This window comes from Nocardioides caldifontis (assembly GCF_008087345.1).
Lineage (GTDB): Bacteria > Actinomycetota > Actinomycetes > Propionibacteriales > Nocardioidaceae > Marmoricola_A > Marmoricola_A caldifontis.
The window spans coordinates 566,733-581,264 of sequence record NZ_VHIB01000001.1 but is presented as its reverse complement, the minus strand read 5'-3'; the positions used below and the strand labels follow the sequence as shown (position 1 = coordinate 581,264).

At 73.3% G+C, this 14,532-nt stretch carries 11 protein-coding genes and 3 riboswitches; of the genes, 1 reads left to right on the top strand and 10 read right to left on the bottom strand.

The features are described from left to right. Positions 1-51: 51 nt before the first annotated feature. A riboswitch (cobalamin riboswitch) is annotated at positions 52-256 on the bottom strand. A 44-nt stretch (positions 257-300) separates the two neighbouring features. From FIP57_RS10870 to FIP57_RS10850, 5 genes are all read right to left on the bottom strand, one after another. Beyond that, positions 301-1,230 carry a cobalamin biosynthesis protein gene (locus tag FIP57_RS10870; protein WP_148573517.1) on the bottom strand — a complete coding sequence of 310 codons (930 nt, stop codon included), beginning with the start codon at positions 1,228-1,230 and terminating at the stop codon, positions 301-303. Between the two features lie 97 nt (positions 1,231-1,327). Beyond that, entirely contained in the window at positions 1,328-2,362 is a 1,035-nt protein-coding gene (gene cobT, locus FIP57_RS10865; protein ID WP_148573516.1) for a nicotinate-nucleotide--dimethylbenzimidazole phosphoribosyltransferase, read from the bottom strand. 11 nt (positions 2,363-2,373) lie between these two features. Further along, complete coding sequence (locus tag FIP57_RS10860) at positions 2,374-4,815, bottom strand: bifunctional hydrogenobyrinic acid a,c-diamide synthase/histidinol phosphate aminotransferase CobBC (protein ID WP_238993401.1); 2,442 nt, start codon at positions 4,813-4,815, stop codon at positions 2,374-2,376. 19 nt (positions 4,816-4,834) lie between these two features. Next, positions 4,835-5,449 (bottom strand): cob(I)yrinic acid a,c-diamide adenosyltransferase, encoded by a 615-nt coding sequence (gene cobO / locus FIP57_RS10855; protein WP_148573514.1) that lies wholly within the window; start codon positions 5,447-5,449, stop codon positions 4,835-4,837. Next, positions 5,449-7,575, bottom strand: coding sequence for a VWA domain-containing protein (locus FIP57_RS10850; RefSeq protein ID WP_148573513.1), 2,127 nt, complete (start codon positions 7,573-7,575; stop codon positions 5,449-5,451). Before FIP57_RS10850 ends, cobO begins: the two co-directional genes overlap by 1 nt. A 25-nt stretch (positions 7,576-7,600) precedes the next feature. Then, a riboswitch (cobalamin riboswitch) is annotated at positions 7,601-7,740 on the bottom strand. A 48-nt stretch (positions 7,741-7,788) separates the two neighbouring features. Here FIP57_RS10850 and cbiE point away from each other — a divergent pair. Beyond that, complete coding sequence (cbiE, locus tag FIP57_RS10845; protein ID WP_148573512.1) at positions 7,789-9,015, top strand: precorrin-6y C5,15-methyltransferase (decarboxylating) subunit CbiE; 1,227 nt, start codon at positions 7,789-7,791, stop codon at positions 9,013-9,015. On the opposite strand, the gene FIP57_RS10840 is transcribed toward cbiE, so the two are convergent. The 5 genes from FIP57_RS10840 to FIP57_RS10820 all read right to left on the bottom strand — a co-directional run bounded on the left by FIP57_RS10840 (position 8,999) and on the right by FIP57_RS10820 (position 14,520). After that, positions 8,999-9,757: a cobalt-precorrin-4/precorrin-4 C(11)-methyltransferase gene (locus FIP57_RS10840; RefSeq protein ID WP_148573511.1), complete on the bottom strand. Its 759-nt coding sequence runs from the start codon at positions 9,755-9,757 to the stop codon at positions 8,999-9,001. The genes cbiE and FIP57_RS10840 overlap by 17 nt on opposite strands. After that, a complete protein-coding gene (locus FIP57_RS10835) occupies positions 9,757-11,277 on the bottom strand; it encodes a precorrin-2 C(20)-methyltransferase (RefSeq protein WP_148573510.1) in 1,521 nt (506 codons plus the stop codon). Before FIP57_RS10835 ends, FIP57_RS10840 begins: the two co-directional genes overlap by 1 nt. Continuing rightward, the gene (locus tag FIP57_RS10830) at positions 11,274-11,939 is read right to left on the bottom strand and encodes a precorrin-8X methylmutase (protein ID WP_148573509.1); all 666 of its coding nucleotides are present in this window, start codon (positions 11,937-11,939) and stop codon (positions 11,274-11,276) included. Before FIP57_RS10830 ends, FIP57_RS10835 begins: the two co-directional genes overlap by 4 nt. Continuing rightward, entirely contained in the window at positions 11,932-12,708 is a 777-nt protein-coding gene (locus FIP57_RS10825; RefSeq protein WP_238993400.1) for a nitrite reductase, read from the bottom strand. The genes FIP57_RS10830 and FIP57_RS10825 overlap by 8 nt, the downstream gene beginning before the upstream one ends. Before the next feature lie 129 nt (positions 12,709-12,837). Next, a riboswitch (cobalamin riboswitch) is annotated at positions 12,838-13,033 on the bottom strand. Between the two features lie 137 nt (positions 13,034-13,170). Beyond that, positions 13,171-14,520 carry an ATP-binding protein gene (locus tag FIP57_RS10820; RefSeq protein ID WP_148573507.1) on the bottom strand — a complete coding sequence of 450 codons (1,350 nt, stop codon included), beginning with the start codon at positions 14,518-14,520 and terminating at the stop codon, positions 13,171-13,173. Positions 14,521-14,532: the final 12 nt, after the last annotated feature.

The following is a 14,532-nucleotide window of genomic DNA, read 5'->3' as shown; positions in this document are numbered from 1 at the left end:
TCGGTCCGAGGCTCTTGCGCGAAGCCTGTGGTGGGCGGTGTGACGCGGACCGGGAGGTCCACGGCCAGCAGGTCTTCGGACTCGGGATCGACCGGACGGAGCGCCTTCCCGGTCCGGTCAGCCGAGTGGCTGCTGACGTGGACCAGTGGCGTCGTGCCCCGCCCGTCACCCTCACCGCTGCGCGTCAGTCCCGGACTCTCACCGGGTTCCCTGACCCACGAAGCTCGTGAGTACGACTGGCGTTGCGGACGCTAGCACGCCAACCGCTTCCTCAGCAGTGCTCTACGTCTCGCCTGGTCCTCATCGTCGTCCGCGGCCGACGCTCGTCGCGATCGACGCGGCCACGACGACGCTCACGGTGCCGACGCGGCTCGCGAGGCGGACCGCTCGAGGGATGTCCCAATGACCTGGTGTCCTACCGGTGCCCATGACAGCCCGGTGCTCGACGCGGTCGCCGTACCGGTTGGTACCGCCGAGGCGGATGCCGAGCGCCCCCGCGAACGCTGCCTCGATCACCCCCGCGTTGGGGCTGGGATGGCCGGCGGCGTCGCGCCGCCACGCACCGGCACCCTCGCGGGCAGTGCGGGGCGAAGCGAGCAGCGTGGCGGCGCCTGCCAGCCTGGAGGCGGGCAGGTTGACCAGATCGTCGAGCCGCGCGGCTGCCCACCCGAACCTTCGGTAGCGGGGGCTGCGATGCCCGACCATCGCGTCGAGGGTGTTGACCGCGCGGTAGCCGAGCAACCCCGGCACGCCGGCGACAGCGCCCCAGAGCAGCGGCGCCACCACGGCGTCCGCGGTGTTCTCCGCGACGGACTCGACCACCGCGCGCGCGACCTCGGACTCGTCCAGTGCCGAGGGGTCCCGGCCGACCAGGTGGGTCAGGCGTTGCCGGGCGCCGAGCAGGTCCGCGGCTGCGAGGAAGGCATGCACCGCCTCGGCCTCGTGCGCCAGCGAACGACCGCCGAGGACCACCCAGGTCGCCGCCGCGGTGACGCCCGCTCGGGCCGCGGGCTGCCGGGCCGCCCGTTCCGCGCGCACGCCGAGTGCGACCGCTCCCCCCACCAGCAGGCTCGTGTGCAGGACGCCCCGCGCACGCGAGTCTCCGTAGAGCCGCCGCTCGAGTGCTGCGGCCGTCGCCCCGAAGCCGGCCACCGGATGGAAGCGGCGCGGGTCTCCCAGCACCCGGTCGGCTGCGAAGCCGAGCAGCAGGCCGGCAACACGTGCGTTCACGACGGGGCCACCAGCAAGGCGGCGAGAGACGGCCCGACGCAGCGGCCGGGCAGGGCGGTCCGCTGTCCGAGCGTCCGCCGCCGAGCGTCGAGCAGCATCAGAGATCGGCGATGAGGGCGACGTCGCGCAGCAGCGCCGCGGCGCCTCGCACGAGCGGCACGGCTGCCACGGCCCCGGAGCCCTCGCCGAGCCGCATACCGAGGTCGAGGAGCGGTTCGAGCCCCATCTTGGTCAGGGCGAGGGACTGGGCCGGTTCGGTGGACCGGTGGCCGGCGGCGTACCAGGCAGCCGCTCCCGCCTCCATGCGCTCGGCGGTGAGAGCGCAGGCGACGCTCATCAACCCGTCCAGCAGCACGGGCACCCCGTCCTGCGCGGCGGCGAGCAGGAAACCGGTGGCGGCGGCGAGGTCGGCGCTTCCCAGCGCCTGCAGCGTCTCGAACGGGTCGTCCGCCCGGGCGCCCGCCCGTTCGAGCGCCGCCGCGATGACGGCGACCTTGTGCCGGAGAGCCGCGTCGGCGATGCCGGTGCCCCGCCCTGCGACCTCGTCGGCCGGGAGGCCGAGCCCCGCGGCGACCATCGCGGCGGCCGGTGTCGTGTTGCCGATGCCCATGTCCCCGCTGATCAGCAGCTGAGCACCTGTGCGGATCTCCTCGCGGGCCACGGCTGCGCCCGCCTGCAGCGCAACCTGGGTCTCCTCCGACGTCAAGGCGTCCTGGAGGTGGATGGCGCCGCTGGACCTCCGCACCTTGTGAGCCGTCAGCGCGGCGCGGGTGTCGGCGTCCAGGTCGTCGAAGTCGTCGTCGACTCCGACGTCGAGGACCCGGACGGAGACGTCGTGGGCCTTCGCCAGAGCGCTCACGCCGGCTCTCCCGTCGAGGAACGTGCGCACCATCGCGCCGGTGATCGCACGCGGGAACGCGGAGACGCCGTGAGCGCTGACACCGTGGTCGCCCGCGAAGATGACGAGCCGTACGTCGTCCACCGGCTTGGGTGGCGCGTACCCCTGGCAGGAGGCGATCCAGACCCCGAGCTGGCCGAGGCGGCCCAGCGCCCCGGACGGTGTCGCCAGCGCAGCGAGCCGTCGGGCCGCGTGGTGACGTGCGATGTCGGAGGGGGCGGAGACGTAGGGCATCGCGGGTCCTGTCAGTGAACGCCGTGCCGGGCGTTCCCGGCGGCGTGGAGCTGGTCGAGCACACGGAGGAGCCGGTCCGTCAGGGCCGGTGGTCGGACGGCGATCCGGGCCCAGGAGGTGTCGAGGCCCGGGAAGGTGTCGGCGCGGCGCACGGCGATCCCGCGGTCCCTCAGGGCCGGACGAGCTCCCTCCCCCAGCCGGGCCAGCACGAAAGGTGCGGCTGAAGGAACGTGGTCGACGTCCCGTGCGCGCAAGCCCTGCTCGAGGTGTTCCCGCCACCGGACGATGCTGCTCGCCCGCCGCAGAGCCTCGTCCGCGGCGACGGGCGTGGAGCAGGCGACGATGGCCGCGACCGCCGGTCCCGAGACCGACCACGGGGACTGGAGCTCGCCCAGCTGCCGGACGAGTGACCCGTCACCCGCGACGAAGCCGGCCCGGACGCCGGGGATCGACCAGTGCTTGGTCAGGCTGCGGACGACGAGGAACCCGTCGAGCGGCTCGCGCAGGATCGACTCGGCTTCGCCGGGAACCGCGTCCATGAACGCCTCGTCGACGACGACCACGCGGCCCGTGCGGCGCAGCTTCTCGAGCAGTGACGCCGGGTGCACGACCCCCGTGGGGTTGGTCGGGTTGCCGACCACCACGAGGTCGGCGTCGTCCGGGACGGCGTCCGGGTCGATCGCGAAGCCGTCGTCGAGGCCGCAGAGCACCTCGGTGACCTTGTGCCCGGCGGCTTCGAGCGCGACCTGGGGCTCGGTGAACTGAGGGTGCACGACGACAGGCCTCTTCCAGGGCCGCAACCGGGCCACGAGGGCGAAGGCCTCGGCCGCGCCGGCGGTCGGAAGCACCTCGGCCACCGGACGGCCGTACCACTGCGCGAGGGCGTGCGTCGCCGGTGCGACGTCGGGGTACGCGGCTGCGTCGTCGACGGCGGCATGCAGGGCACGGTCGAGCCATGCGGGACGGGGGCCGTCGTACACGTTGACGGCGAAGTCCAGCAGGCCGGCGCCGAGCTCCCTGTCACCGTGGTGGCGCAGCGGCTCCTGCACCACCTCCTCGACGACCGGCTCGGGCACCGGCGGACGGCTTGATCCTCTGTGCGGTGCTGCGGCGTGCGCGGCGTCGGCGAAGCGCTGCGCGAGCCGGGGGTGGCCGGCCCAGTGAACGTGCAGGTACGACGCGTGCCAGGTGTCGGCGGCGAAGCCGGTCGGGGCGCCGTCGACCTCCCAGGCCGCGGTGTCCCCGGAAGCGGGAGCGGCGTGTGTCTTGTGGAACTCGTGGCCCGTGACCTGCTCGCCCACCCGCGTCAGGAGCGTGTCGGCGACCGCGGTGGCCACCGGGTAGCGGAGGGTGAGCCGGTCGCTCATCCCCGCGCGCGCGGGGACGATTCCTGCCATCGCGGCACCGTCCAGGGCCTCGGCGAGGTAGAGGAGCCCGGCGCACTCGGCGACGGTGGGCGTCCCGGCTCCGACGGCTGCGCGGAGGTCGTGGAGGAGGCTCCGGTTGGCGGCCAGCTCCGCGGCGTACACCTCCGGGAAGCCGCCGCCCAGGTAGATGGCTCGGGTCCCGTCCGGCAGTGCGCTGTCGCTGAGCGGGTCGAAGGTCACGACGTCGCAACCGGCCGCGCGCAACAGCTCGTCGGTCTCGGCGTAGCGGAAGGTGAAGGCTCGACCTCCGGCCACGGCCACGACCGGGCGCTCCGCGGATGCCGAGGTGACCTCGCGCGCGGGGTCCCAGGGCTCCGCCTCCAGGTCGTCCGCGCTCCGGGCGACGTCGAGGAGCGCGGAGAGATCGAGGTGGCGCGCGACCTGCTGGCCGAGGTGCTCGACCATGCGTGCCGACTCGCCGCGCTCGGCGGCGGGCACGAGCCCGAGGTGACGCGACGGCGCGACGAGGCGGCCGTCCTCGGGCAGGGCGCCGAGCACGGGGATCCCGGCCCTCTCCACCGACCGGACGATCTCGGTGAGGTTGCGCGGTGAGCCGGCCCTGTTGAGGACCACGCCGGCGATCCTGACGCGATCGTCGAATGCTGCCATCCCCGCGGCGACCGCGCCCGCCGTCCGTGACTGCCTGGCCACGTCGATCACGAGCACCACCGGGGAGGAGGTCAGGGTCGCGACGTGCGCCGTCGAGGAGAAACCTTCGGTGCCGAGCCGACCGTCGTACAACCCCATCACGCCTTCGACGACCGCGACGTCGGCCTCGCGGGCGCCGTGCAGCAGCAACGGGACGACCCGCTCCTCGCCGACCAGGTGGGGGTCGAGGTTGCGACCGGGACGGCCCGTGGCGAGGGCGTGGTAGCCCGGGTCGATGTAGTCGGGGCCGACCTTGTGGCCGCTGGCGACATGGCCGTCCGCGTGCAGCGCCGCCATGAGTCCGGTCGCCACGGTCGTCTTGCCCTGCCCGGTCGACGCAGCGGCGACGACCAGGCGCGGCAAGCTGGCCGGGGTCACCACCGGCCCCTCGTCCCGCTCACCACTCGATGCCCTTCTGGCCCTTCTGGCCGACGTCCATCGGGTGCTTCACCTTGGTCATCTCGGTGACGAGGTCGGCGACCGCCACGATCCGTGGGTCTGCGTCCCGTCCCGTGATGACGACGTGCTGCGCGCCCGGCCGGCCGGCCAGCGTCGCGACGACGTCGTCGACGTCGACCCACCCCCACTTCATCGGGTAGGTGAACTCGTCGAGGATGAGCAGGTCGTGGGTCTGCCGGGCGAGGCGGCGCTTGATCTCCTCCCACCCCTCGCGGGCGGCGGACTCGTGGTCCTCGGCGTCGCCCTGCTTGCGGCTCCACGACCAACCCGAGCCCATCTTGTGCCACTCGACCGGCCCACCCTCGCCGGTCTCGTGGTGGAGCCTCCCGAGGCGCTCCAGGACGGTCTGCTCGCCGATCCGCCACTTGGCGGACTTGACGAACTGGAACACCCCGATGCGCCAGCCCTGGTTCCACCCCCGCAGCCCGAGCCCGAACGCGGCGGTCGACTTCCCCTTGCCGTCACCGGTGTGCACCACCAGCAGGGGACGGTTCCGGCGCTGCCTCGTGGTCAGGCCGTCGTCGGGGACGGTGAGCGGTCGTCCCTTGGGCATCAGGCCACCCCCTTCGTGTGGGCCGGCTTCGTGTGGCCTGGCTTGGTATGGACCGGCTTCATGTGGGCTGCCCGCCCGCGGACGGTCGAGGTGAGCGTCTGCGCGCTGACCTCGCCGACCGGCAGGTGCTCGGCGAGCATCAGCCGCGCGAGCTCGTCGGCGAGGCCGAGTCGAAGAGGCCCGCTCTCCCCGTCGACCACCACGGTGGTCACGCCGAGGCTCGCGACGTAGGCAGCCGCGTGCCGGGAGCGCGCCACGGCATCCGCGCCAGCGGTGGCGCGGCCGTCCGTGACGACGACCAGGAGTGGCCGGAGGCGCGGGTCGCGGATCCCTTCCCGCAGCAGCACGCGCGCCGCCTCCAACAGCCCCTCCGCCAAGGGGGTGCGCCCGCCGGCGGGCAGCTCGTCGAGCCGCGCCGCGGCGATCTCGACCGAGTGCGTCGGCGGCAGGACGAGCTCCGCGCCCTGGCCCCGGAAGGTGACCAGACCGACCTTGTCGCGGCGCCGGTAGGCGTCGAGCAGGAGCGAGAGGACCGCCGTCTTGACCTGCGCCATCCGCTTGCGCGCAGCCATGGAGCCGGACGCGTCGACGCAGAACAGGACGAGGTTGGCCTCCGTGCCCTCCCGGACCGCAGTCCGGACGTCTTCGGGACGCAGCTCGACCGGACCTCCGGTTCGTCCGCGTGCGGGCTGCTTGCCGGCGGCCGCCAGCAGTGTCTCCACCAGGTGCAGCGAGCCCGTGGCGCCGTCCGGTCGCCGCGCACCCACCCGCCGGCCGCTGCTCGCGATCGCCCGGCTCCGGCGCCCGGCCGTGCCCTCGCCCAGCCCGTGGACGCTCAGCAGCTTCGGCCGGTACGGCGCCGCGGCGCTCACCTGTGAGCCGGGACCCGGGACGCCCTCGGGCGACGGCGACGGTTCGACCTCTTCCGACGCGGGCGGTTCGACCTCCGACCCGGGTGGTCGGGTGGCCGGGTCGGACGGCCCACGGGCGTCGTCGACGTCGGGGGCGCTCCCAGCTTCCGGCGACGCCGGCGGCTCGTCCGGTGCCGTCCCGTCCGGCGGGTCATCGGGAGCCTGCCCCTCCGGTGGGTCAGGCGGGAGCTCGTCGTCACCAAGGAGCTGGTCGAGGAGCTCCTCGTCGAGCCCGGGCGCGTCGAAGGGGTTGCGCCGCCGACGGTGCGGCAACGCGAGCAGGGCGGCCCGGCGGATGTCGGCCCGGGTGACCTCGTCGCGCCCCACCCACGCCGCGTGGGCAGCCGCGGTGCGCGCGGTGACGATGTCGGCCCGGAGGCCGTCGACCTCGAACGCCGCGCACACCTCGGCGATCTTGAGCATCGCCGCCTCGGTGAGCCTCACCTTTCCGACCCGATCGCGCGCCGCCTGGATGCGTGCCGTCAGGTGGGTGTCCGTGGCCCGGTAGCGCTCGGCGAACGCGGCCGGGTCGGCGTCGTACGCCATCCGGCGGCGCACGACCTCGACCCGGAGCAGGGGGTCGCGCGGGGCGGCGACCTCGACGGTCAACCCGAAGCGGTCGAGGAGCTGCGGGCGCAGCTCGCCCTCCTCCGGGTTCATCGTGCCGATCAGCACGAAGCGTGCGGCGTGCTCGACCGAGACACCGTCGCGCTCCACGCTGACCCGCCCCATCGCGGCGGCGTCGAGCAGGAGGTCCACCAGGTGGTCGTGGAGCAGGTTGACCTCGTCGACGTACAGCACCCCGCGGTGCGCCCGGGCCAGCAACCCCGGCTCGAACGTGACCTCGCCGCGCGACAGGGCCCGCTCGAGGTGGAGGGAGCCCAGGACGCGGTCCTCCGTCGCGCCGACGGGCAGCTCGACGAGGCGCACGGGCCGCGTGACCACCTCCGCGTCGTCGCCGAAGGGACCGTCCGGCGAGGGCGCCGCAGGATCCGCAGGGTCCACCGAGAAACGGTCACCGGCATGGACCTCGATCGGCGGGAGGACCGCGGCCAGCGCCCGGACGGTCGTCGACTTCGCGGTGCCCTTCTCGCCGCGCACCAGCACGCCGCCGATCTCGGGTGACACCGTGGTCAGCACGAGGGCGAGCCCCATGTCGTCCATCGCGTCGGCCTCGCAGCCGAGCACTGCGGAAAAGGGGTAAGGCACCGGCATGTGAGGCTCCCGCTCGCTTCGCCACTCGATGGACGGGCGCGAGGCCGGTCTTCGGACTTGTCGGGTCCCCTCGTCGGGGCCTGATTCACCGCAGCGGGCCTGTGCCGGAATCTCACCGGCTTCCCAGATTCTCCTCGTCGGCCAGCCCCACCGTCTCCGATGGCTCGACCTCAGAGGCACCTCGTGCCTGGGCTCACAGTAGCGTGACCTCCCGTGCCAGCCGCCGATCGCCCCAACAGCGCACCATCCGTCACGGTGGTCGGCATCGGTGCGGACGGGTGGACCGGCGTGCCCGACCACGTCCGGTCGGTCGTGCTCGACGCCGCCGTGCTGCTGGGCGGCACCCGCCACCTCGACCTGGTGCCCGACCGACCGGAGCAGCGACGTGTGTCGTGGCCGTCACCGCTGCGCGAGGGGCTTCCGGCGCTGTTGTCGTCGGTGAGCGGGGGGCCGGTGGTGGCGCTCGCCTCCGGCGACCCGCTGGTGTCCGGCATCGGCTCGACCTTGGTCGAGGTGCTCGGCGCCGAGCAGGTCCGGATCGTCCCTGCGGTGTCCTCCGTCGCGCTGGCACGCGCCGAGCTGGGCTGGTCGGCCGAGTCCTGCAGCGTCGTCAGCGTCGTGGGCCGCGACGCCGCGCTCGTCCTCCGGGAGCTGGCGCCGGGCCGCCGGGTGCTGGTGCTGTCGGCGGACGAGAGCACCCCCGCCTCCGTCGCGGAGCTGCTCACCCACGCGGGGTACGGCGCGAGCACGATGCACGTGCTGGGAGATCTGGGCACCGCTGACTTCTCGCGTGCCGACGGTACGGCGAGCACCTGGTCGGCACGGTCGTCCCGCCTCAACGTGATCGGCCTCGAGCTCGCGGGTCCGCCCCGCGGCGCCTGGGTCGCCGGGCTGCCGGACACCGCCTTCGAGCACGACGGGCAGCTCACCAAACGGGACCTGCGTGCCTCCGCGCTGGCCCGGCTGGCGCCCGTGCCGGGCGAGCACCTCTGGGACGTCGGAGCAGGGGCCGGGTCGGTCGGGATCGAGTGGATGCGTGCGCATCCGACCTGCTCGGCCACCGCGGTCGAGGCCGCCGCCCCACGTGCCGAACGGATCTCTCGCAACGCTGCCGCCCTGGGGGTTCCCGGCCTCCAGGTGGTCCACGGGACGGCACCGGCGGCACTGGAGGGGCTTCCCGTGCCGTCGGCGGTCTTCGTCGGCGGTGGCGCGACCACGCCGGGCGTCCTGGACCTGTGCCTGCAGGCGCTGGTGGTCGGTGGGCGGCTGGTCGTGCACGGCGTGACCCTGGAGACCGAGCGGCTGCTGGGCGAGCTGCACGCATCTCGGGGCGGTGAGCTCACCCGCCTGTCGGTCGAGACCGCGGCTCCGATCGGCTCCTACACCGGCTGGTCCCCCGCGCGCACCGTGACCCAGTGGGCGTTCACGCGCGACGCTTGAGAGTGCGGTCGCGGGCGGAGTCGTAGAGGTACGACTCCCCGCCGGGCCTCGGGTCGAGCGCACGGCCGACCAGGATGACCGCTGCCTGCCGGAGGGCCGCCTTCTCGACGAGGTCGGCGATGCTGGCGACGGTGCCCCGGAGGACCTGCTGGTCGGGCTGGCTGGCGCGGTGGACCACCACGACCGGGCAGTCCGCGCCGTACTCCGGCTCGAGCTCGGCCATCAGCTGTCGGGTGCGGGTGATCGCGAGATGCAGCACGAGGGTGGCCCTCGTCGCCGCGAACGCCGCCAGTGACTCGGTCCCGGGCATCGCCGTCGACCGGGCCTGCGTGCGGGTCAGGACCACCGACTGGGCGAGGAGCGGCACGGTGAGCTCCCTGCCCACGAGGGCGGCGGCCGCCGCGTACGCCGGGACGCCGGGCGTGACGTCCCACGGCACCCCGGCGGCATCGAGTCGACGGGTCTGCTCCGCAAGGGCGGAGAAGACGGACAGGTCTCCGGAGGCGAGGCGGACCACGTCCTTGCCCGCGTGGTGCGCGGTGGTCAGGTGCGTGGTGATCAGGTCGAGGTCGAGGTCCTGGGTGTCCACGAGCTCCGCGCCGGGACTGACGTGGCTCAGCACCTCCGGGTCCAGGTAGGTGCCCGGGTAGAGCACGACGTCGGCCCCGGCGAGCAGCCGGGTCGCCCGCACCGTCAGCAGGTCGGCGGCACCGGGTCCGGCCCCGACGAAGTGGATGACCATCAACCCTCCACGAAGCGGGGGGTCCACACGCCCGCCCGGCTGACGCGGGTGGAGGCGGCGCCGACGATCAGCAAGCACTTCATGTCGATGGCGGCCGGGTCGAGGTCGGCGAGCGTGGTGATCGTGAGCGACTCCTCCGCCCGACCGATGTCGCGGCCCACGACGACGACGGTGTCCGGCTTGCGGTGCTCGAGCAGGACCTGCTGCGCGGTCGCCATCTGCTCGGTGCGAGAGCGTGAGGCGGGGTTGTAGATGGCGAGCACGAGGTCCGCATCGGCGATGGCGCGCAGCCGCCGTTCGACGACCGGCCACGGCTTGAGCCGGTCGGAGAGCGAGACGACCGCGAAGTCCGCCCCGATCGGCGCCCCCGCGCGGGCGGCGACCGCCTGCACGGCGCTCACCCCGGGGAGCACGCGGATCCGCACCTCGGCGTACGACGGGTCCTCCGCCGCCTCGAAGACCGCGGCCGCCATGCCGAACACGCCCGCGTCACCGCCGGAGACCACGGCGACGCGCTCCCCCGCCTTCGCGAGCTCGAGGGCGTGGCGGGCCCGGTCCACCTCGACGGTGTTGCCCGACGCATGCCGGACCAGCCCGACGCGTTGAGGCACTCGGTCGACGTAGGGCCCGTAGCCCACGACGTGGTCGACCGCCTCGAGCGCGGCCGACGCCTCGGGGGTCAGCCACTCCTCGGGCCCCGGACCGAGGCCGACGACGAAGACCTCGGCCGACGAGCCGGTCACCGCCTCGGCAGCAACCTGCTGCTCCTGGCTCCGGGAGCGGCGACCGTTGAGCGAGTCGCCGGTGACGACGACGAGCGAGAAGTACGGCACGGAGTCAGCATCCACCTCGGCCACCGGGAGCCAGCGCTGCTCGGGCATCGAGGCGCGCTCGACGTAGAGCGCGTGGTCGAGACGGCCTGCCGCCTCCAGCGCCCGCCGGACGGCCGGGAAGGTGCGACCGAGCTTCATGATGATCGCGCCGTCGGTGCCCGCCAACCGGCGCGCCAGCTCGGGCTCGGGCATCGTTCCGGGCAGCACCGTGAGGACGTCGGTCTGCCGTACCAGCGGACAGGCCACGGTGGCGGTGGCCGCGAGGAAGGCGGGTACGCCCGGCACGATCTCGGTCGCGTAGCGCTCCGCCAGCCGATCGTGCATGTACATGTAGGAGCCGTAGAACAGCGGGTCGCCCTCGGCCAGCAGGACCACGTCCCGACCGGCGTCCAGGTGGGCGGCCAACCGGGCCGCGGACTCCTCGTAGAAGTCGGCCAGGGCTCCGGCGTACCCGCCCGGGTGGTCGGTGGTGCCTGTCGTGACGGGGTAGGTCAGCTGCTCCTCGATCACGCCGGCCGGCAGGAGCCCGGCGGCGATGCGTCGGGCGTTCGACCGCTTCCCCACACCGGCGTGGTAGGCGATGACGTCGGCCTGCTCGATGAGCCGCGCTGCCTTGAGGGTGATCAGCTCGGGGTCACCGGGGCCGACGCCGACGCCGTGGAAGCGGCCGGGCGGGGTGGGGGTCATTCCTCCTCCTGGGCGAGAGCGTTGAGGGCCGAGGACGTCATCGCAGAACCGCCGCGACGACCGCGCACGGTGACGTAGGGGATGTCGATGCCGTGGTGACCAGCCAGGTCGACGAGCGCCTGCTTCGACTCGGCGGCGCCGATGAACCCGACCGGGCAGCCGACGATGGCGGCCGGGCGGGGAGCGCCGTCGAGGACCATCTCGAGCAGGTGGAACAGTGCGGTGGGCGCGTTGCCGATCGCGACCACGGCGCCGTCGAGCCACGGCGCCCAGAGCGACACGGCGGCGGCGGTCCGCGTCGTGCCCCAGGTTCGCGCCAGCCGCGGGACCTCGCGGTCGTTGAGGAGGCACAGCACCTCGTTGTCGCGGGGCAGCCGGCTGCGGGTCACGCCGGTGGCGACCATGGTCGCGTCACACAGGATCGGCGCACCGGCCTCGAGTGCGTGGCGGGCACTGCGGACGAGGCGGGGGTGGACGACCAGGTCGCGAGCGAGGTCGACCTGGCCGCTGCCGTGGATCATCCGGACCGCCAGCTTCTCCGCGTCCTGAGGCACTGCCCTCAGGTCGGCCTCCCGGCGGATCGTCGCGAACGAGTCGACGTAGATCGACGGTCCGTCGGTCGCGTAGTCGTAGCGACGCCTGGGGCGGCGCGGATCAGCCATGCGGCACCTCCTGCGGCACGAGCACGCCACGCCACGGGGTGACGACCACCTCGGAGGAGTGGCAGATCAGGTCCTCGACGTCGCCCCTGTCGAGCCCCCCGCTCGCGACCGGGACGTGCTGCCCGCCGGCCACTGCCCCGTACGGCAGGGGGCCGGTCGCCCGCGGGAGCCGGGGGTCCTCCAGGCTCGGCTCGACCAGAGCGCGGTCCAGCTCGACCACGTGCCACCGAGCCGTCGGCCCCTCGCCCCTGACGCGCAGGAACTCGTGCGCGAGGTCGATGATCCGTCCCGGTGCTCCGGCCAGCTGGACCACGGGCCCCCACCCGTCTCCGACACGCAGCTGGGCAACCTCGTCATCGAGGACCACCAGACCGAGATCGCAGCTGCGGTCCCGGAGGTCACCCCGGCCGTCGTCGAGCACGAAGAGGAACCGCCCGGGCAGCTCGGCGAGACGCTGGTCGGCGCAGAGCAGGCGGTCGAGCTCGGCGGCGACGGCCCTCAGGTCAGCCCGTCCGCCCGAGAGCCCGGTCTGCGGCGAGACCATGATGTTGCGGACGAGCTCGTGGGTTCGCGCAGGGAGCAGCCCGGTGGACTCCAGAGCGGTCAACGCGTCGGGGTGGAGCCCGCCCCGCGAGCTGCGGAAGCCGCGGACCTGCAGGTTCGCGCGGGCAGTGACGTGGACGTGCCCGTCGGCGTGGGTCTCGGCGACGTCGATCAAGGCGCGCAGCTGCGTCGACGACACCCGCCCCCCGACGAGGCGCAAGCGCACCAGCAGGCCGTCGTCCGCCGGCCATGGTCGCACTGCGCCCGGGCAGCGGTCGCGGCGATCGCGGATGGTTGGCACTGCGCGTGGTCCCTCGGGTCAAGGACCCTGTCGCGGGGCCCGAACTGACCTGGCGACGATCGTCGCTAGGGCCAGCAGGTCTTCGGACTCGGGATCAACCGGTGCGGAGCGCCTTCCCGGAGCCGGGCTCCAGTGGCTGTCGTACGACGTGCTCCGACCGTCACCCACACCGCTGCGCGTCAGTCCCGGAATCTCACCGGGTTCCCTGACCCCATCAGGATGGAGTTCGGCTGGCAGCCGACACCCTAGCCGTTGCGCTACGTGAAGGACAGCAGTGGGGTGAGTCGATGCCGACGCAATGGCGCACATGCAGGCGTCGACTCGTGGGAGCACGCGTACCACCCGCAGCACACGAACCACTGGTCGTGATGCCGGCCACCGCAGGGCCTACCTCCGCTGTGAGGCCCCGCTCAGCGCAGCAACGAACAGCGGCTCCTCGGACTGCCGTCGTCTGAGGCTGATCGTGACGAGGACGGGGACCTCGGCGCCATCGCGGCAAAGTACTGGCACCTGCACGGGACGTCCGACCAGGGGAGCCCGGCCGGTGAGCTGGTGCAGGGTGAAACCGGCGAGGTGTGCCTGTCGGTAGCGGGGCGGGATGATCCCGATGAGGCGAGTGCCTTCAAGGTCGGCGGCGCTGGGGTATCCCAGCAAGGTTGCTGCCGCGAAGCTGGCGGCCACGATGGTGCCATGGTCGTCGGCGGCCAACATCGGGACGTCGGCGTCCCGGATCTCGCCGAGCTCGGGAAGGTCGAGGTGCTCGAGAGGGACCGTATCGGCTTGGTGTCCACGCTCGTGGGCGTCCCAGGGGGTGGGCCTGGCGCCGGCGAGCTGCTTGACGAACTCCTCGCACAGCCACATCCGCAGCGCGACGAGCTCGGGCTGGGTGGGCGGGTTGAGGAGCTCACGAGCCGCGGCCAGCGTCAGTGCCGCGTCAAGGGTCTTGTCAAGGGTGGCGAACTTGTCAGCCACTTTCGGATGGGCAGAAACCTGCACCCGCTCGGCGGTCACGTGTGGTTCGGTCGCCTGGAGTGCTTGATCGGGGTCGGCGCTGAGTTCCAGGACCGGGACATGCTCCTCGAGCACAGCAATCGCTTCGCTCGCGTCAGCATGGACCTGAATGGCGTCCTCGGCTGGTTCGGAGCCGAGGCAGACAAGCAGGTACTCGCGCAACAGCGTCTCGGCGTGCTGAACCCATGCGCGGTACAGCAGTAGCGGCATCCCGAGCAGGTGCACCGTTCCGGGCTCCTCGGGCTGGGACCGCGTCAGAGGCGGGCCTTCTGCCGCGCGACGAGCCCGACGCCCGGGTGTCGTGCCCGCCGAGGAGGCGCCGAGCTCGAACCACACCCTCTTCCCGGTCCGAGTCGCGTCGGCGCCCCAGGTGTCAGCAAGGTCCTGAAGCAGCCGCAGCCCGCGACCGGTGCCGGCACGACTGCCGTAGCTGCGTGCGCTAGGAAGATGTGAGCTGGCATCGTCCACCTCGACCCGCACTCCGCCGTCTTCCAGTACGGCGCAGGTGAGCTCGATGTCGGTGCCGGCATGCACGACCGCATTCGTGACCAGCTCGCTGACCAGCAGCGTCACGTCGTCTACCAGCTCCTCAGCGACCTCGGCGGGAACGGCCCCGACCAGCCACTCGCGCACGTCGCGGCGCGCGTGGGAGGCGGCAGTCGGCTGCGGCGGCCACCGACGCAGCAGCACTGAAACCGGTTCGCCCCGTCCCCTGTTGCTGTCCATCAGCGTCGAGTG

Bases quoted from the DNA above. Each gene is read 5' to 3' on its own strand.
- cobO (WP_148573514.1), bottom strand. From the start codon at position 5,449: ATGCCCAAGGGACGACCGCTCACCGTCCCCGACGACGGCCTGACCACG.
- FIP57_RS10850 (WP_148573513.1), bottom strand. From the start codon at position 7,575: ATGCCGGTGCCTTACCCCTTTTCCGCAGTGCTCGGCTGCGAGGCCGAC.
- FIP57_RS10835 (WP_148573510.1), bottom strand. From the start codon at position 11,277: ATGACCCCCACCCCGCCCGGCCGCTTCCACGGCGTCGGCGTCGGCCCC.
- FIP57_RS10830 (WP_148573509.1), bottom strand. From the start codon at position 11,939: ATGGCTGATCCGCGCCGCCCCAGGCGTCGCTACGACTACGCGACCGAC.
- FIP57_RS10840 (WP_148573511.1), bottom strand. From the start codon at position 9,757: ATGGTCATCCACTTCGTCGGGGCCGGACCCGGTGCCGCCGACCTGCTG.
- FIP57_RS10820 (WP_148573507.1), bottom strand. From the start codon at position 14,520: ATGGACAGCAACAGGGGACGGGGCGAACCGGTTTCAGTGCTGCTGCGT.
- cobT (WP_148573516.1), bottom strand. From the start codon at position 2,362: ATGCCCTACGTCTCCGCCCCCTCCGACATCGCACGTCACCACGCGGCC.